The 17,673-nt window shown below is 38.8% G+C and carries 14 protein-coding genes; 1 reads left to right on the top strand and 13 read right to left on the bottom strand.

What is annotated here, in order from left to right; all coding sequences use genetic code 11:
• Positions 1-117 precede the first annotated feature (117 nt).
• The 13 genes from ACK4HU_RS00140 to ACK4HU_RS00080 form a co-directional block, all read right to left on the bottom strand.
• Positions 118-1,089 (bottom strand): AAA family ATPase, encoded by a 972-nt coding sequence (locus ACK4HU_RS00140; RefSeq protein ID WP_409802698.1) that lies wholly within the window; start codon positions 1,087-1,089, stop codon positions 118-120.
• Positions 1,090-1,377: 288 nt separating this feature from the next.
• Complete coding sequence (locus tag ACK4HU_RS00135) at positions 1,378-2,013, bottom strand: pseudouridine synthase (RefSeq protein WP_409802696.1); 636 nt, start codon at positions 2,011-2,013, stop codon at positions 1,378-1,380.
• Positions 2,014-2,022: 9 nt separating this feature from the next.
• Positions 2,023-2,199 (bottom strand): hypothetical protein, encoded by a 177-nt coding sequence (locus tag ACK4HU_RS00130; protein WP_304901748.1) that lies wholly within the window; start codon positions 2,197-2,199, stop codon positions 2,023-2,025.
• 607 nt (positions 2,200-2,806) lie between these two features.
• A complete protein-coding gene (locus ACK4HU_RS00125; RefSeq protein ID WP_409803192.1) occupies positions 2,807-3,022 on the bottom strand; it encodes a GDCCVxC domain-containing (seleno)protein in 216 nt (71 codons plus the stop codon).
• Between the two features lie 4 nt (positions 3,023-3,026).
• On the bottom strand, positions 3,027-3,626 hold the full coding sequence (gene merTP / locus ACK4HU_RS00120; RefSeq protein ID WP_409802695.1) for a mercuric transport protein MerTP: 600 nt from the start codon (positions 3,624-3,626) through the stop codon (positions 3,027-3,029).
• A gap of 201 nt (positions 3,627-3,827) precedes the next feature.
• Positions 3,828-4,193: an ArsR/SmtB family transcription factor gene (locus tag ACK4HU_RS00115; RefSeq protein ID WP_409802693.1), complete on the bottom strand. Its 366-nt coding sequence runs from the start codon at positions 4,191-4,193 to the stop codon at positions 3,828-3,830.
• A gap of 302 nt (positions 4,194-4,495) precedes the next feature.
• Positions 4,496-5,359 carry a PepSY domain-containing protein gene (locus ACK4HU_RS00110; RefSeq protein WP_409802692.1) on the bottom strand — a complete coding sequence of 288 codons (864 nt, stop codon included), beginning with the start codon at positions 5,357-5,359 and terminating at the stop codon, positions 4,496-4,498.
• 1 nt (position 5,360) lies between these two features.
• Positions 5,361-7,733: a TonB-dependent receptor domain-containing protein gene (locus tag ACK4HU_RS00105; RefSeq protein WP_409802690.1), complete on the bottom strand. Its 2,373-nt coding sequence runs from the start codon at positions 7,731-7,733 to the stop codon at positions 5,361-5,363.
• Between the two features lie 242 nt (positions 7,734-7,975).
• Positions 7,976-9,106 (bottom strand): DUF4221 family protein, encoded by a 1,131-nt coding sequence (locus ACK4HU_RS00100; protein ID WP_409802689.1) that lies wholly within the window; start codon positions 9,104-9,106, stop codon positions 7,976-7,978.
• 153 nt (positions 9,107-9,259) lie between these two features.
• On the bottom strand, positions 9,260-9,670 hold the full coding sequence (locus ACK4HU_RS00095) for a hypothetical protein (protein ID WP_409802687.1): 411 nt from the start codon (positions 9,668-9,670) through the stop codon (positions 9,260-9,262).
• A gap of 923 nt (positions 9,671-10,593) precedes the next feature.
• A complete protein-coding gene (locus tag ACK4HU_RS00090; protein ID WP_409802686.1) occupies positions 10,594-11,151 on the bottom strand; it encodes a hypothetical protein in 558 nt (185 codons plus the stop codon).
• Positions 11,152-11,277: 126 nt separating this feature from the next.
• Complete coding sequence (locus tag ACK4HU_RS00085) at positions 11,278-12,141, bottom strand: hypothetical protein (RefSeq protein ID WP_409802685.1); 864 nt, start codon at positions 12,139-12,141, stop codon at positions 11,278-11,280.
• Positions 12,142-12,427: 286 nt separating this feature from the next.
• Complete coding sequence (locus ACK4HU_RS00080) at positions 12,428-15,277, bottom strand: class I SAM-dependent DNA methyltransferase (RefSeq protein WP_409802683.1); 2,850 nt, start codon at positions 15,275-15,277, stop codon at positions 12,428-12,430.
• A 198-nt stretch (positions 15,278-15,475) separates the two neighbouring features.
• Here ACK4HU_RS00080 and ACK4HU_RS00075 point away from each other — a divergent pair, with 198 nt between their 5' ends.
• The gene (locus ACK4HU_RS00075) at positions 15,476-17,617 is read left to right on the top strand and encodes a cation:proton antiporter (protein WP_409803191.1); all 2,142 of its coding nucleotides are present in this window, start codon (positions 15,476-15,478) and stop codon (positions 17,615-17,617) included.
• Positions 17,618-17,673 lie beyond the last annotated feature (56 nt).

Genomic DNA, 17,673 nt, shown 5'->3' with positions numbered 1-17,673 from the left:
ATCTTTGTTTTAAGAGGAGGAGTCTAAAAAAAGTGAAAGCCATCACAATTTTTTCATATTGTGATGGCTTCGAATTGTAAAGAGGCTTTTACGATTTGAAAGCGAGACTTTTGAATATTATTTCAATGTTACCGTTTTATTAATCGGTACTTTTTCCAGTAGAGTTTTTACAAGAGTTCGCGTGTTGACATTGTCAGCTTCGGCCTCATAGTTGAGCAAAATCCGGTGATTGAGTACGTCCTCGGCGATTTCTTTGATATCTTCCGGCAAGACATAATCTCTGCCATCCATAAATGCAACCGCTTTTGCAGCAAGGTTCAAATTGATACTTGCCCGGGGAGAAACTCCAAACATGATGTACTTCGCTTCATCCTTCAGTCCGTATTGAAGCGGGAAACGTGTGGCAAATACCAACTCGATAATATAATGCTCTAAAGGCTCAGCAATTTTTACTGAATTGATCCCATTTTTGATGTCGAAAATATCTTGTTTGGAAAGAATCGGTCTGACTTCAGTCGTGTATTGCATGTTGGACATGCGTCGCATGACTTCCATTTCGTCTGCCTTATTTGGATAGTCGATGTGCACCTTCATCATGAATCTATCCACCTGCGCTTCCGGAAGCGGATAAGTCCCTTCCTGATCTACCGGGTTTTGAGTTGCCAAAACCAAGAAGGGTCGATCAAGTGTAAAAGTCGTCTCACCAATCGTCACTTGCTTTTCCTGCATCGCTTCAAGCAAAGCTGACTGCACCTTGGCAGGAGATCGGTTGACTTCATCCGCCAGAATCACATTGGCGAAGATTGGACCCTTTTTTACCTCAAAGCTCGCATTCTGCTGATTGTAAATCATGGTTCCGATCAAATCAGATGGGAGCAAATCCGGTGTAAACTGGATCCGGTTGAAATCCAAATGTAGAACTTTGGCAAGTGTGTTTACGGTCAGCGTTTTAGCCAATCCCGGCACGCCCTCCAGCAAAATATGTCCATTCGTAAATAATCCGATCAAGAGTCGATTGACCATCTTGTCCTGTCCGACCACTACTTTTTTTACTTCCTGAATAACCTCAGCGATTTTTTCCTGATGCATGAAATACAAGTTTTATATACCTAAACGGCACGGCTAAAATAGGGGAATTTGAACCAACCCACAATCTTAAATCTTAGCAGCGGTAATGCCCAAAAACCAGATGGTTTTTAGGATTTTTTAACCCGGATTATGCATTAGGATTCGTAGCGAGGGTTCAAACTGCAAGAAAATCAGTCACTTTGGAGAGCGAGGCGTAGCACCGCTACGGTGAGATCGAAAAGTGAAGCATAGCGACTGATTTTGAGGTGGTTTGAATCCGCAGTAGATTTTCTAATGCATATTTCGGGTTTAAGATCGACGTGGATTTCGGTTCGTTTTGGATTGGTCACTCGTCTTGGCAAAACCGGTAAGTCCCAGTTGATGATAGACCGTTTTTTCATCCAGTTCAATGATTTCACCCACTTTCATGCCTTTGATGTTGATTTTTTCCATGGAATATCGAACCAGTCGAAGTGTAGGAAAGCCCACAGCGGCGGTCATTTTACGGACTTGTCTGTTTTTCCCTTCGATCAAAGTTAATTCAATCCAAGTATCCGGAATTGATGCCCTATACCGAATCGGCGGATTTCGTTCAGGCAATTCAGGAGCAGGATCAAGAATTTTTGCAAGAGATGGTTTGGTTTTATAGTCTCGGCCATCGACAGTAATCATGACGCCTGATCTAAGTTGAGCCAAAGCCTCAGAAGTAGGAACTCCCTCCACTTGGGCATAGTAGGTTCGTTGATGACCAAATCGAGGATTAAGCAGGTGATGATTGAGCACCTTATCGTCCGTGATGAGCAAGAGGCCTTCGCTGTCCTTGTCAAGTCGGCCAACAGGATAGACATCCGGGGGAAAAGCACCGAGAGAAGCCAGCGTGGGCTCCTCTCCGGTGAATTGTGTCAAAACCCCAAAGGGTTTGTAAATGATAAAATATCTGGCCAAAACTATAAATTAACTGCCGCAGCCAATGCAATCGAAATGTGAATCCATCGGTTTGACGCCTTTGAGCTGCATTTCCAGGTTGTGAATTTCATCCCGAGTTTCCATATCGGCAAACATGTCACCGGTCAATTTTCCTTTCAAAGCCGCGATGGCGTCTTCGAGTGCTCGTTTTTGTTGTTCGGTCATAAAAGTGATTTTTTTGTTTGGGTTGATAACGTGGTTTGAAAATAGCATTTCACGGGAAATAGGTTCCCTAAAAACGCCAAATTTTTGCCGACAAAAATGAGACCAATTGGGGGTCAGAAGTTTTTGAATTTGAGCATCGTAATAAATTAGAGCAACCTGATACCCTCCGTTTCTTATACCTTTTAAAATTTAGGATTGAAGCCAAAATATCAATTTTTAATGAATTTGGATCCAACACCATTTCCGAAAAAGTTTACTTTTTTTTATAAATAAACCATCGGAGGAGCTCTACAAGTAGAAAAGTAGCCAAAATTACCACGAGAATGAGCATCAAAAAACCGGATTGAGATAACATGGGCGTAAAAATGGGGTAACATTAAGGACATCTCCAAAAAATCTGTGTTAAGCTTTTCAGAAATGGACAAAATTTAATATTGGGTCGGAGCTAAAATACTGTAGGACTGCCTGTCCAACAGGCAGGATTAAATGATATGAATAATAGATGCAATCTACACTGAGTCTAAAACCTTAAAATTAAGGAATTAATATACTCCCAAATTGAGGCATAAATCTTAGAAGCAGAAAAAGATCCAGAAAATAAAAGTATTTAGCAGCAAGAGGTTTTTTCACCAGTCTGCATCGGTGGACATACGACTGATCCATAAGAGCAAAACACACAACAATCTCCTGCTTTTGGTTTCAGTAAATTCTTACATTGCTCGCATTCATAGAAAAACTGACAAGCATCTGTTGGCATTGTTTCCAATTTTTGATGCCCACAAGCAGGGCATGTAAGCAGAGAAAGAAGGATAATTTCAGGCATAATTTTATTTTTTTCCAAGAACTTGATATCCTGTTTTGGAAATGGCTTCTACTATTGATTTAGAATTAGTCTTTGTTTGATCAAACTTGACATTTACAGCCGATTCTGCATAGATAGCATCTACAGCCAATATCCCAGGGAGTTTATTTACTTCATTCTCAACAGCGATTTCACATCCATCACAAGTCATTCCTTTGATACTCCAAGTAAGAGATTGTATATCGTCTGCCGACACTAGGATAATTTCTTTAGCAGCAGGAGAAGGAGCTATAATCTGAGCATAGTTAGGAAAAACCAATAACAGCACGGAAAATATTGTCACTATCCCTAAAAATTTCTTGCTTTGAATAAAGCTTGGGTTCTCGTCACAGGCACATTCAATTTCAGCTTTTGTCCGGGGTCTTAGAGCACGATACCATGCCCAAGCTAAAATCATACAGGTCAGAATTATCAAAAATGGGCGAAAAGAATCAAGCCAAGCAAAAGATGCTGCTAATCCTGTAGCACCGGAAATGACAGCCAAAATAGGTGTTATACAACAGAGCGAAGCGACAAAAGCAGATAAAATGCTTGCTCCTGCCAGGGATTTTGAGGGAGATTTCATGTGGTTATAATTTGATTTTTAAAGGCCACATGGAATCTTCGCATGAATTATAACCATACCTCTGTGCGTCGCTTTGGGTCATGCTCGATTTCATATGATTATAATTGTTTTTTAGAGGCCATACCTGCCTGCCGGCAGGCAGGTGGAATCTCGCATTACGGATAATCATTCCAGTGTGTGTCGGATACGACATGCTCGATTTCATACCGATATGTTGGGTTGAATGTGGCTGAAGAGAGGCTTCAATAGCTTCAAAGGATCTAGACACAAGGAATAGAATATTGTCTGACCCACTCGGTTGCCTATTATTACTCGTCCATCTTTAAGCTTACGAAGATGCTGTGAAACTGCTGGGATGGTCATACCCAGGATATCGGAAAGGTCACATGGGCACAGTTGTTTTTCAACTGAGAGAAGATAAAGAATCTTGAATCGAACCTCATTTCCTGCTAATGAAAGTACTTCACTCAGGCGATGAAAAGATTCCTGATTTTCAGAAAGTATTGATTTGCATTGGTTGATTTGAATAGGATCCGCTAAGAGTCGAATACAAGTGTCATTTGCCATAAGGGGGAACAATTGAGACCAAACTTAGAAAATTCTTCTTATTTAAGCAATTGCTTAAGTATTTAAATTAAATATTCCTGATACAAAAGCCATTTCATAAATGCAATACAAGCGAAAAAATGGAATTATCCCCGACAAGCTGTACGGGATTCAAAAAATATAAAAGCAGGACAATGCTAAAATGATTCGCTGCGGCTAATCATTTTAGCATTGGGCCAGATTGCAGGGTAGGCAATCTACACTTAGTGTCCACTGAACTTCAAATTAGAAAGGTAATTGACTACTCAAAGTAAGGGATTATCCTAAATTTCTGCCGATTCAGAATTTAATACCGGCTTCATAACAGGACGCATAATTGGTTTTGGACTACTTACTCTTCCTTGATGTCTTGCAGTTGTTTTGGATGTTTTCCCATATTTCCGCTTGTACCACATCCAGATACCAGTGATGGTCATCAGGAGGAGAGAAAGTCCAATAAGATCAATCCAAACCCACATCGCACCTTCACCAAAGAAAGCTTTGCCAGTGTGGATATCAAGAATTAATTTCTCCAGTGCAACAGCTTCCATCTGTCCGGATTGAACAAGTTGTGAGGAAATGCCAGCCAATGACTCTGAGGGGATATTTTCAGAAAACTTACCGGCCTCAGACCAAGTTTTTCCTTGATCGACAGAAGTCATAATTCCATATTTGCCTAATGAGGCAACCCACCTATTCTCATCAGCCTGAATGCCATGAAAGTCCCCTTTCACCAATTCTTTGCTTTGATTATCATTTATCTCATACAAGCCATATTTAGTTGCCACAAGCATCTTTGCTTCTACAAAAGCCAAATCTCGGACTTCTTTTCCTTCCGTTCCGGCAATAACAGTTAGCCCCTGATTACTTTCTTCAATCACCCCAACTTTTGTCCCATAATATCTGATTTCTCCGTTTTGAGCGAACGCTTTAATATCATCCAGGTAATGGGCCAAATCCTTTTCATTGGTCTGATATCCAGGCATCCATCCTGCATTCACCAGCACTTTTTTTGTACCAAGCCCTTTCTCGTGGGCAATTAATATTGCGGTGAGTGACACAAGTATCACAGGAATGGCAAAGGCTACCCCAGCCCACATGTGCCAATTGAAAAGTTGTTTTCGAAGGTTGAATTTTTTGTCGCTCATCTTAGAAATTCCATTTAAATCCTAGTGAAAATATTTGTCCTGGGGTATCCTCAGTTTTTTCTTCAAGGGTAGTTCCGGCAGTTTTGGTCCTTACTTTTTGGATACTGTCAAACACATCTGAAATTCTGAGGATTGCAAGCCCATTACTTTTGATGACTTTTGAGAAGCCCATATCCATAAACCAGAGCATTTGCTCAGTTTCCTGTGTGGAAGCCTTCGGACCTACAAAGTTTGAAGTAGCTTGAAAATTTATCTTCCAAGGCAAAGAAAAGTCGTTGATTGCTTTGGCAGTCCATTCAAATTGATCTTTGATCGCATCTCCTTCAAAAGAACCTACGCTACGGATTGCAGACTCAAAATTTGAATAATTCATGTTTAAATTCCACCATTTTGTCGGCCTAGCTCCGATTAGCAATTCATAACCATAAGTATAGGCTGAAGAAAGATTTTCCGGTCGTTCCAAAATTATCCCTTCTGTGGTGGTTGAAATATTTTTCTGAATCAAGTTGGAAATATCTCTGTAGAATAGATTTGCACCGACATTAAACCATTTGACCTGCTTGAAATAGCCTACTTCATAAGTCCATGCAAGTTCTGGGTTCAAACCAGAATTCCCTTGTCTAATTTCTGTCAAGTCTTTGATCTCGGTGAATGGATTCAAATCCTGATAGCCAGGTCTCCTTACTCTCCGTCCAAATGAGGCGGTTAGGTATTCATTTTCAGAAAGCGTGTAGATTGTTTTAAAATTAGGCAATGGGATAAAGTAGGTGGACTTTCCTGTGAAAATCGTATCAGCAAACGATTCGCTTTGCAAATCGGTAATCTCTTGTCTAAAACCCAAGGTAAACTTCCAAGCACCGGTGATCAAATCTGAGGTTACAAACAAGGCATGGGTATTTTCGGCAATATTGAATTGATTTCTGTTTGATCCATTAACCACCCATTGATTCTCAGTGGTCTTGAAATCTTCAATTAAGCGATTTGACTTTCTTGATATAATAAAGCCTTGGTAACCCCCTTTTATAGAAGCATTTTTTGAGAATCTTTTGGAAAATGAAAGGTAGGGGTTGAGGTTGTTGTTATCAATTATCTCATTTTCCCGTTGAAGCTTAGGGGTTTTTGAGGCATCCACACTTCCATTTGACAAAAGAGTGAAATCCTCTCTGAGTCTATATTTTGACTCATTTCCAAGATTGGCATTCAGGCCAAGGTCCATTTGTAAACCATTCGTCCAAACTTTTTTTGCCCTGAAAAATGTGTTGTGAAAAGTCACAGCTTTATCCTCTGATTCCTCTCTTAGGACTCCTTTTTTGAATACTCTATTTGGATCTAAAGTGAGGTTGTTTTCAGTCTTATCTTTATCTTCTTCTTGACGGCCGTATAAATATTCGCCTTCCAGATACCATTGCTTACCAGCTTCGTAGGCTAAATTTAATCTTGCAGTGGTATTGTCAAATCGCCTTTGCTCGAATTTATTAATTGGAATAATTTCCTTTACAGAGCCATTGTCATTTAGCTTGGTCTGAAAACCCAAATCTGTTTTATCAGCTTGTCTTTTCAATTTTTCAATACTAGCCATCACCTGAATAGGTCCCGACTTTTGATTAAACGTGATATTCGCATCATACCCTCCCAAGTTATCCGCGGCCAAAAAGGCTGAACCCGATGTCCCCAATTGAGCATTTTTCTTTAGAATTATATTCACCACCCCATTCATCCCATCCGATTGAATGTCCGCACCGGGTTGGGATAATATTTCGATAGATTCTATCTGTGAAGCTGGAATCATATCAAGAACAGTTTCCCTATTATTTCCGCTTATTCCTACATTTCTGCCATTGATAAGAACTAGCGTATAGCCCTTTCCCAGACCTCTAAATCTTATGTCTCTATTTTGGTTGGGACTTCCCCCCATGGCCACAGAAGGCATATTTTTAAGGATATCACCTGCTGTGCCACCTGTTTGTGACAGTAAATCTTCAGTAGAGTAAGTGATTTTTTGAGGTTCTATTTGGGTAACTCCGATGTCTCCACGAATTTCCACTTGAGCAAGATTGGTAATTGCCAAGTCCAAACTGAGGTCTCCTAAAGTGAGGTTTTTATTAGTTGAGGTGTTGATAGGGCCATAATTAATTTTTCCTGTTTCTAAGGATTGTATTATCAATTCTCCAATGATTATACCCGGAGCCCTTAAAGTGAAAAATCCTTCTTCGTTAGTCACAGTTCCCAGCAACTCATCATCAGTCTGAACAAATACTTGTGCAAAGGCTATTGGTTCCTGGGCCTTTTTGCTAATTAACCTGCCAGAGACCTGATCCGCCATTGTGGAAATACTTATTTGCAGGATCAAAAAAAGAGGTAGAATTCGTTTCATTTATTTAGAATCAATCTTAACAAAGGCAAAAGTATTCCTTGTTTAGATTCAATCCAAATAAAATTTATCGAAAGTAATATTAATTTTTTGCCTGATAAAAATAGACTCTGTAAAGGTTTTTGAAGTAAGAATATAAGTCCTGTCGACACCAGGATAAGAATCCTCAAAATCGAAATGTAAACATGCTCCCGATTGCTATCACCAATTGCTTCCAGCACCAGTGGAACTTCAAATCGAAGCCCTTACTTCCTCACCTCTATCAATTGAAATCGAAGGAAATCTTCGGAAAAATCGGGGTTGTTCTGATGATCAGCGGAAACCCAAATTCCCTCTTTGTCACCGAAAATATACTTGCCGTAATATCTGTCAGTTTCTAATTCCAATTCACCCACTTTATTGAAATCTGAATCCAAGAATACTAATCCCCATCTCGAGGCCATAAAAGAGTCGCTGTCCATGTAATTCTCAGGTACATCTTCAAACTTAGCCACTCGAACCATTAAATCCTGATTTTTGAGATAAAACAAATCCGTGTAGATGTCCACGTGATTAATCAATTTCATAATCTCGTCCATATCCTCAAATAGCTTGGGAGAATTAGAGGTCGGCGGATTATTTGGGAAACCCGAGTGCCCCGCAAATGATGAGATTACCGCTCCATCTACTATTCTGTAAATATTCCTGAAGTTCATATTGATTACAGGCCTGTCGTCAGGGCCTAAGGACAATAAAGGAAAAATGGATTTGTTGAGGTTATCACCCACAAATTCCTCCGGAAAATAACTGATCATGTCAAAAGTTTTGCTGAGCGTATCATAACGCATCAGATTTGGGATTTCGGTCAATTCCTTTGGTGTCAAAGTCGTCCAATCAAAAACTAAGGGAAAAGCGGGAAAGTAAAATCCATCCTTTGCCAGAGTGAAAATATTCGAGAAAAGACTGATTCCCTTTTCCTCCAAACCCTCCACATTGATCTCTAATTTTTGAAGTAAGTTGCCATCACCGTCAAATTTGTAGAGCTGATTACCCCTTGTGGTTAGGTAAATCTCCTCTGGATTTTTGACAAAAACAGCCAAAATAGCTCCTACGCCCTTTGGGCCTTCTTTTTCAAATTTGATGGTATTGATTAGGCGTTCTTCAGAGATGGAATAGGTCAAAAGTTGCATTCTACCATAGTCGAAAAGAAAAAAGTATTGATCGGCTATTGATTGAAAATACAAATCTGAGTGACCAAAATCCTCTGGTAGTGGAAAGGTTTTGAATTTGTCAGTGACCACAAATTCAACTTCGCTTTTGGAATCATTTTCCTTTGGTGCTGCGCAGCCAAAAAGCAAGATCAAAAATGCTGATAGGACTGAAAATTGATTTTTCATAGGAAACATTTGAACTAACAAGATCGCAATTTAAAGTTTAAAATAAAGCTTCCAAATCCCATCTAGGGCTAAGGTCCTATACTGAGGAAATAGGCTCCTGCTTATGAATTTGGATTCAGAAAGGCAATTAAATTTAACAAGTCCTTAAATGCATTAGGCTTGCAAGTTCTGCAATCCGGAATTCGATCTATTAATTTTCCAGATTAAAACGGCATTGATTAGTGTCACAATTGAAAATGATTTTTCAAAGGTTGTTTCTGCAAATAGGTTTCCAAAGGTATTGAGCACAAAAATGCCAAAGAAAACCCACAAGATTACGGTTAAGGTTTTGGGTCCAAAAACCCGTTTTACAAAATTTCCCTTTTGAAGTAAAACATACAATAGAAATGAATTTACTGTAATTGAAAAGAACTCAAAAACATACATCTCGCTGTCATTTTTCAGCTTTCCCCCCCAGGTAAGTTCATAGGGTATGATTTTCAATAAAATCAGAAGATGAAGGGCCAAGGCTAAAAAACTAATTCCAATTAAAATTTTAAGATAGATTCTGTCCTTAGGGTTCATTTTTATTGTTTAAATAATCCAATCTGATCCGGATTCTCAAGTGATTTGTTCGCCAAATCTATTGATTTACTTTCAATCTTATTTTTTTGATTTACGAGGGTGAACCCGTCGAATGTTGAACTATTGAGAAATCAAGAGATATATTCGACAACCTTCGGGGGAATAGAGCGACAATCCCGAACTGGGATGAACTATTGGGAAATCAAGAAAATGTTCGACACCCTGCGGGGTCGTGGGGAATCTATCGTATCTATCGTTTTCCACGGGTTTCACCCGCGGCTATTGATATGTTTAACCCCTTATCAGGGGTCGGGGATTGGAAACAACGAATGCGAAAGATTAACGAATGCGAAAGATTAAGATACTGCAACGAAAGTTCCGATGAGCACGGAGATTTCGGGAAGAGAATTAATGATCCTGAAAGGATCGAACTTCTCAATAGCCCTAGGTGCAACCTAGGGGAATGAAGGTCAAGATGGTGGATGACAACCCCGAAGGGTGTTGAACTTATGGGAAATGGAATTACTTCCGACAGCTGTACGGGATCCAAAAAACAGTAGGATGTAGATGCTCCCGATAGCTATCGTGGACTACACCTAGCGTCCATTGAACTTCAAAGGTGAAAGTCAATAGACTACGCCGAAGTAGGGGAATACACCTAGCGTCGGAAAAATGTAGACGATAATGAGGAAGACAACCCCGAAGCCTCAGTCCCGTTGAGCGAAGCGATTTCGGGAGGTGTTGAACATTTTTGAAAAGGAATTACAAATTCCGAAAAATATAAAAGCGTAGATGCAATCTACGCTTAGCCTCAACGGAACCTCAAAGCTGAAAGGCAATAAACTACGCCCAGAGGGGGACTACACCTAGCGTCAACGGAACCTCAAAGGTGAAAGGAAATGGACTACGCAGAGATGGGGAAATTATTTTCGGTTGGCATAATTGTAATCAGCTATAAAACTATCAACTAAAGACAATAAATTATTTCTTATGCTTGAGTATTTGGATTTTCCTGCTTCTCCAATGATGTGCTTATCATAAAGAGTTAAAGAGTTAAACTGAAAAATAGGCCCATTTTTGTCCCTATAATCCGCACCCTCAATTATTGTAGTCTCTAATGTTAAAGCTCCACTATAAAAAATAGTATTATATTCACCAACTATGGCAAGAACAGTGATATATAAAACCGGTCTTGCTACTAAGTCATACTCCCGAGTATAGTTTATACCATGTAGATCCAATTTCAACTCTATATCAGTTACGAGGCTCTCTTTACTAAATGGTAGATTAGCCCCCAAGTCATCTAAACCTTCAAAGACAACCGAAACTCTTAAACCTTTGTCAGAAACAAACCTTAGATTATTTCCTCGCCTTATCTGATCTTGCATTATTTTGTCAAAATTTTCAGTTTGAGAATAAGCTTCCTGAAAATTTAGCAGAACTACCAATATGATTGAAATAGAATATAATACTTTTCTCATAAATAGAAATTTAATAAGATATCTCAATATTTTTTGTTTTGAAATTTATTTCGATTTTAAGTAAATAAATACAGGTACCGAAGACTGCAATTAGAAATAAATCCAATCCGAGTTTTAGAATTCAAGTTACTTTACCACTATGTCATATGCGTATCTTGATTTCACTTTAGGATCACCCTTTTTGTCTAATACAATTTTAATTTCTAATTCGCATAAAATTTTTGTTCCAGTTGTAAAACTAACCTGCCTATCTAAAACCTTCTTTTTAAATTCTAAATCACCTATTTTAAATTCTATCGGTTCACCATTCAAGATTCCTTTCCAATTGTCATTTCCTTTTTTAAAAACTGGAGAAATAATTTCAACTTCTGAATTAGAAATTACCTTTGGTTCCAATTCAATTTCTTTTTCGACAAATCGTTTGAATTTTGATTTTTCAACTATTTTTTCTTCGGAAATAGGCTCATTATTATTGTCCAATTCTAATGTAGAAATTTGTGTTATTTTTTGTTCATTATCTAGGAACTCATAAAAATTGGATTTTAAAACTTTAACTTTACCATCCATTAACAAAAACAAGATTACTTTTTTCAAAGAATCCTCATCTTTATAATCAGCTTCTTTCAATTTTTTTATTTCATAGTCAAGTTTGATGCTTTCCTTTTCTAAAACCTCAATCTGGAGATTTTCCAATTTCTTGTTTTTAGATATATAGTCAGAAATAACGTTAGTCAATATAGTTGTAAAAATACTGCCAAAAATTGATAAAGCTAATACATAAGTCTTACCTTTTTTCTTATTTATAATTCTGATTCTTTCTAATATCCCACCTTCTTCTAATGCCTCAATTTCAAATTCTAAATCATATTTTAAAGTTTTTGAAACATGATTTAGAAGTCTCAATAATTCTAATTCGGCCTTATTCTTTATAAAGGCATTCATTGCATGAGAATTATTTTCCAAATAATAATGAAGCTGTAATTTTTCCATGGTATAAATATTTAAGTGTTTTCTAATAGCCTAATTAAATCCTCTAATAATTCATACACCAAAACCTTTATTTAGGGGTTAGAAATATGTATAAACCAACCCGTCATTTTTTGCCCTAATTCTATTTTTAATAAAACCGTTCTCATCAAGAAGCTCGCTTATTTCAAATTCTCGGAAATGCATTGCGCCATATCCAAATTTTATTTCCCAAGAAGTAGGTTTTCGATGGAAGGTAATGGTCTTAACTTCTCTCCGGACTTGTGAAATATGTATTTTATTCATTTCATTAACTTTTAAAGATTTTTCCAAGATAGTCTTCAAGTAGGTCAAATAAGTATTCTAATCTTTTTGATTCAGATGGAAATGAAGATGCTCTGTACGCCTTATCTACAGCCTTATCCAATTCTTTGTGGGCTTTGATTAAATCAAGCGGCATTGTTTTGATATTATAAAGATCCGCTAAAGAACTGCTCACATATCCTGACCTAACTTCCAATATTCTCTTTGCACTATTTTCAATTTCTGCAATCTTTTCTTGACTAGGATTGACAGGCCAAGGAAAATTATTATAGACAATATCTTTCGAATACCTATAATCACCTTTTAGTCTACCACATACATTCCTTGTCCAAACCATATGCATCATCGAACTCAATACTCCAAAATGATATAAGGAGCAATCTGGAATGATAAAAAGAAGGTCTGTTGCAATGTATTCATCGGTAAAAAATCCCAACGGAATGTACTTTCTCTTTTCCGAACTCACTTTAGGCACGACCACATATGTTTTAGGGAGCCTTCTATCACGAAATAATCCTGGTGTTGATGCAAACTTCTGAGTGGAAGGAGCGATACTGGCTAATCTAAACTTTCTCACTGCTTCGATTCTTTCCAAAATCTCTGGAATCTGTCTTAACTCATTGGGTTGTGCATTTTCGAGCCACAAGCAATATCTGGTCTTGTTGTGAAGAAATTCTTCTGACCCAAATACACGTTTGATGTATTTGGTAGCTTGTGGATATTTAGCAATTAATGTCTCTTTCTCACTTTCATTCAAGAATAGGTTGCCACCATCCAATGGCATATTTCCAAAACTCAACTTCGGGACATCACAGATTGGAGTACTTCTTTTGGTAACAAAAACATCCTTAGCATCAAGTAAATAAGGATTGATGTGTTTTACTATGATTTCATTTGGATCACCTTTTACATCATCATAGTCATAGATGAATTTCTTGGAAACATCAAATGAAGCAAATCCCACAATCACGCAATAAACAGCTGCTTTTCCCCTTGCTTCATTACTCCATTTAAAAGTACGATGGGCAAAATGAATTTTGATTTTGTACTTATTCAGCATTTGGCCCCAGAGAAGACTGACTTGTTCCCCTTGGACAATAGAGTTGGTTGAAACAAACGCAGCCTTGATCTTGGTATCTTGAATGTACTTAGCTGATTTTATGTACCATGCTGTAACATAATCCACAGTTCCCGAACCTTGAGACCCATCAAATTCCCTGACCACCGCTTCTCTTTGAAGCGACGACATTACTTTAGCACCAATAAATGGGGGATTCCCTAGTATGTAATCAAATTTGATTTCTGGGTTTTCTTCGGGTTTGCCTCCATAATGAAACTGTACTGTTTCTGACTGGACATTTACCGTTTTGTATTCAGCAGCAGGTTCATTAACCAAATAGATATTTGCATGCTTTGCAATGACATCTATGCTATTTATTGGATTTAAGAGACTTTGCCAATCAATAGCTAAAGCATCTCCATGAAATATCTTCGCTGATTTTTTCAAAGGAAGTCGAGCGTAATACATGCCGAATTCTTCTGAAATTCTCAAATTCATCTGATGGTCGATCAGCCACATGGCGACTTCTGCAATTCGCGCAGGGAATTCTTCAAATTCAATTCCATAAAACTGATCTACATCCACGCAAAGAATCTCTTGGATACCGATAGCTTGCTGCCCTTTGTAGATTTCTTTCATCACCTCCAATTCCAAGAGGCGAATCTCCCGATAAGTGATAATCAGGAAGTTTCCACAGCCACAGGCGGGATCGAGAAATTTGAGCTTTCCCAGTTTTACCTGAAACTCCTTCAGCTGCTTTTTATTTCCCTTGATCTTGTGGAATTCCTCCCAGAGTTCGTCCAGAAATAAGGGTTTGATTAGCTTTTGGATGTTTTTCTCTGAGGTGTAATGTGCGCCAAGATTTCGGCGCTCTTTGGGATCCATCACTGATTGGAACATAGATCCGAATATTGCTGGAGAGATTTTACCCCAGTTCAGCGAACTGCAAAGCAATAAAATCTCCCGCATCCGAGAATTGAAAGCCGGAATCATCAGGAATTCCTCAAAAAGTTTTCCATTGACATAGGGAAAGGCTGCAAGATGTTCGTCCAAGCTACTCATGCGCTTTTCCCGAGGGGTATTCAGCACTTGGAAAAACTGAGCCAGCATCGCGCCGAGATTAGATCCGTCTTCGTTAGTCTTGAGTTCGATGAATTCCTTGAAAGTGTCTTTTTCAAATATCCCAGTATCATCCGCAAAAAGGCAAAACAGCAAGCGAACCAAGTAAGCTTCAAGATCATGACCCGTATAACCGCTGTCCTCCAGCTGATCATGGAGTTTACCCATGAGTTCGGCAGCGGCAATGTTTACCTCATCCTCATCTTTGAAAGTTCGCTTTTGATATCCAGCGATGAATCCAAAGAGCTTGATGTTTTTGTGAAATTCAGCGAGGTTGAAGTTATGCTCTGTCTTTTCTTCCAGATCATAAAGTCGGAAGTTTTCAAAGTCTGAAACCAGGACATATTTTGGGAGTTCGTGATCCTTGATTCCATGGAAGTAGTCAGAAGCCTGCTCAAACGCTCCATCCAGACTTTTTCCTTTGGACTTATGCTCCACGAGCAGTGTCCCTTTCCAAAAGAGGTCAATAAATCCCTGATGTTTATTTAGCTTTTTGACCGGCTCTTCAAAGGTGGCCAGTCTTCGTCTAGATATTCCAAAGACAGTAAAGAAGTCATTCCAAAAACTATCCTTCTCCGCTCTTTCCCGGGATTCTCCTTCCCATTCTTTGGTAAATCGCAAAGCGCGATCTTTGATTTCGTTCCAGCTAAGAGCCATTTATTGGTTGGTAAAAAGTGAATCCTTAAAGATATCAGTTTGCCTGAAAACGAAAAGCAATTTGTCGGGGATTGTCGAGGGTTGTCGGAGATTTTCGAAGAAATGAGCTACTGCTAAATCAAATAAGTTTCCATGACCAATTCTTTCTATTTTTGAACAGTCTGGAAAATTATGCCTATCTCAAATCTCTTTACTTCTATGATTTTATTAGCGGATTTGAACTTCAAACTTCCTTGGACAAACCCAGTGTTGATTTTTTCTTCTATCCTATTTATAATCCTTTTTGCTCCCTTAATTTTAAATAAACTCAAAATCCCTCAGATCATCGGCTTGATCATTGCGGGGGCGATCATCGGCCCTTATGGAATCAATCTTCTTAAGCGGGATAGCAGCGTAATCCTGTTCGGAACAGTAGGTTTGCTATACATCATGTTTTTGGCAGGACTGGAAATCGACCTCGCTGATTTCAAGAAAAACAGCAAGAAAAGCCTCATTTTCGGAATGCTTACTTTCTCCATTCCTATGACATTGGGAATTTTGGCAGGACTGTATGTGCTTGGATTTCCGCTCAACACTTCGGTGTTGTTGGCTTCAATGTTTGCCTCACACACCTTGATCGCCTACCCAATAATCAGTAAAATGGGAGTGGCCAAGAATAAAGCTGTAAATATCACAGTAGGAGGCACCATGATCACGGATACCCTCGCCCTCCTAGTCCTTGCGGTGATTGTGGGCATGAGTAAGGGAGAAATCAACTCTGAATTTTGGCTTCGGCTGATTATATCCTTTATCATTTTTGCTTCCATCGTTTGGTTTGTTTTCCCAATTCTTGGTCGCTGGTTTTTCACCAAATTTGACGACAATATTTCCCAATACATTTTTGTGTTGGCGATGGTGTTTCTGGCGGCTTTTCTCGCAGAAGCAGCAGGAATTGAGGCCATTATTGGTGCGTTTTTGGCAGGATTGGCGCTTAATCGTCTGATTCCACATACCTCTGCACTGATGAATCGGATTGAGTTTGTGGGCAATGCCTTATTTATTCCTTTTTTCCTGATTGGGGTGGGTATGCTGATCAATTTCAGAGTGTTTTTCGAAGGCTGGGAAACGATCATTGTTGCTACTGTGATGACTGTCGTAGCAACAGTATCCAAGTTTTTAGCAGCATGGATTACTCAGAAAGCATTCAAATTTTCCAAGGCTCAGCGGGATATCATTTTTGGGCTAAGCAATGCTCAGGCAGCGGCAACCTTGGCGGCTGTATTGATCGGCTATAACATTATTTTGGGTGCAGATCCAAGCGGGGAACCCATTCGATTGCTTAGTGAAAGCGTACTCAACGGTACAATTCTGATGATTTTGGTCACCTGTACTATGGCTTCTTTTGTCGCACAAAAAGGAGCAGCTGTTTTGGCTTTAGAAGCAGAGGAGGACGACGCTGATACCACTGATTCCAAATCAGAGAAGATTCTGATTCCCGTGAATTACCCGGAAAATATTGAGGAACTGATCAATCTAGGAATCACAATCAAAGCCAAAAAGTCAAGGAATTCACTGCTAGCCTTGAATATTGTCCCATCAGATTCCCAAGATACGACCAAGGAAAAGGCTGCTAGGAAATTGCTCGAAAAAGCTGCAAAAATCGCTTCAGGTTCGGACAATCATCTCACAGAGCTTATTCGCTATGACTCAGATATTGTCAATGGAATTACCAGCGTAGTCAAAGAAAACAAAGCATCTGACTTGGTTTTAGGTCTCCACCAACAGCATGGGATTTCTGATACTTTTTTGGGAAAGCTCACGGAGGGAATTCTAAAGAACTGTAACATCACTACGTTTATCTATAAAAATGTCCAGCCGATCAGCACGATTGACCAATATATGGTTGTCATTCCAAAAGGTGCTGAGAAAGAAATGGGGTTTGCTTTTTGGCTCCTTAGAATGTGGAATATCGGAGTAAATACTGGTGCTAAACTCATTTTTTACGGTACTGAGGAGACCTTATCCTATATCAAGCAAGTTCAGAAAATGCAGGAAATATCTGTTCAATATGTTCAATTTGAAGATTGGGAAGACTTTCTAATCATTTCCAGAGACCTGAAAAGCAATGATGCTCTTGTGGTGATTTTGAGTAGAAAAAACGGTTTATCCTTTGATCCCATTATGAAAAAACTTCCCAAGTACCTCAACAACTATTTTCAAACCCATAATTACTTATTGGTTTATCCTATGCAGGAGGGGTTTGATAAGGATGAAGACCTAAATTCAGGTTCTTTGATTAATCCGATTGATCAGATTAATTCATTTAAAAATACGGTGACTCGATTATTCGGAAGAAAATGAATGTGAGTGGGTTTTGAAAATAAAAAAGCCTTCCCGAATTAATGCGAGAAGGCTTT

This window comes from Algoriphagus sp. (assembly GCF_046296635.1).
GTDB lineage: Bacteria > Bacteroidota > Bacteroidia > Cytophagales > Cyclobacteriaceae > Algoriphagus.
Note: the sequence above shows the minus strand (reverse complement) of the source record. Positions and strands in the feature narration are given on the sequence as shown.

Bases quoted from the DNA above. Each gene is read 5' to 3' on its own strand.
- ACK4HU_RS00085 (WP_409802685.1), bottom strand. From the start codon at position 12,141: ATGGAAAAATTACAGCTTCATTATTATTTGGAAAATAATTCTCATGCA.
- ACK4HU_RS00130 (WP_304901748.1), bottom strand. From the start codon at position 2,199: ATGACCGAACAACAAAAACGAGCACTCGAAGACGCCATCGCGGCTTTG.
- ACK4HU_RS00080 (WP_409802683.1), bottom strand. From the start codon at position 15,277: ATGGCTCTTAGCTGGAACGAAATCAAAGATCGCGCTTTGCGATTTACC.
- ACK4HU_RS00125 (WP_409803192.1), bottom strand. From the start codon at position 3,022: ATGCCTGAAATTATCCTTCTTTCTCTGCTTACATGCCCTGCTTGTGGG.
- ACK4HU_RS00090 (WP_409802686.1), bottom strand. From the start codon at position 11,151: ATGAGAAAAGTATTATATTCTATTTCAATCATATTGGTAGTTCTGCTA.
- ACK4HU_RS00140 (WP_409802698.1), bottom strand. From the start codon at position 1,089: ATGCATCAGGAAAAAATCGCTGAGGTTATTCAGGAAGTAAAAAAAGTA.
- ACK4HU_RS00105 (WP_409802690.1), bottom strand. From the start codon at position 7,733: ATGAAACGAATTCTACCTCTTTTTTTGATCCTGCAAATAAGTATTTCC.
- ACK4HU_RS00095 (WP_409802687.1), bottom strand. From the start codon at position 9,670: ATGAACCCTAAGGACAGAATCTATCTTAAAATTTTAATTGGAATTAGT.
- ACK4HU_RS00110 (WP_409802692.1), bottom strand. From the start codon at position 5,359: ATGAGCGACAAAAAATTCAACCTTCGAAAACAACTTTTCAATTGGCAC.
- ACK4HU_RS00075 (WP_409803191.1), top strand. From the start codon at position 15,476: ATGATTTTATTAGCGGATTTGAACTTCAAACTTCCTTGGACAAACCCA.
- ACK4HU_RS00115 (WP_409802693.1), bottom strand. From the start codon at position 4,193: ATGGCAAATGACACTTGTATTCGACTCTTAGCGGATCCTATTCAAATC.
- ACK4HU_RS00100 (WP_409802689.1), bottom strand. From the start codon at position 9,106: ATGAAAAATCAATTTTCAGTCCTATCAGCATTTTTGATCTTGCTTTTT.
- merTP (WP_409802695.1), bottom strand. From the start codon at position 3,626: ATGAAATCTCCCTCAAAATCCCTGGCAGGAGCAAGCATTTTATCTGCT.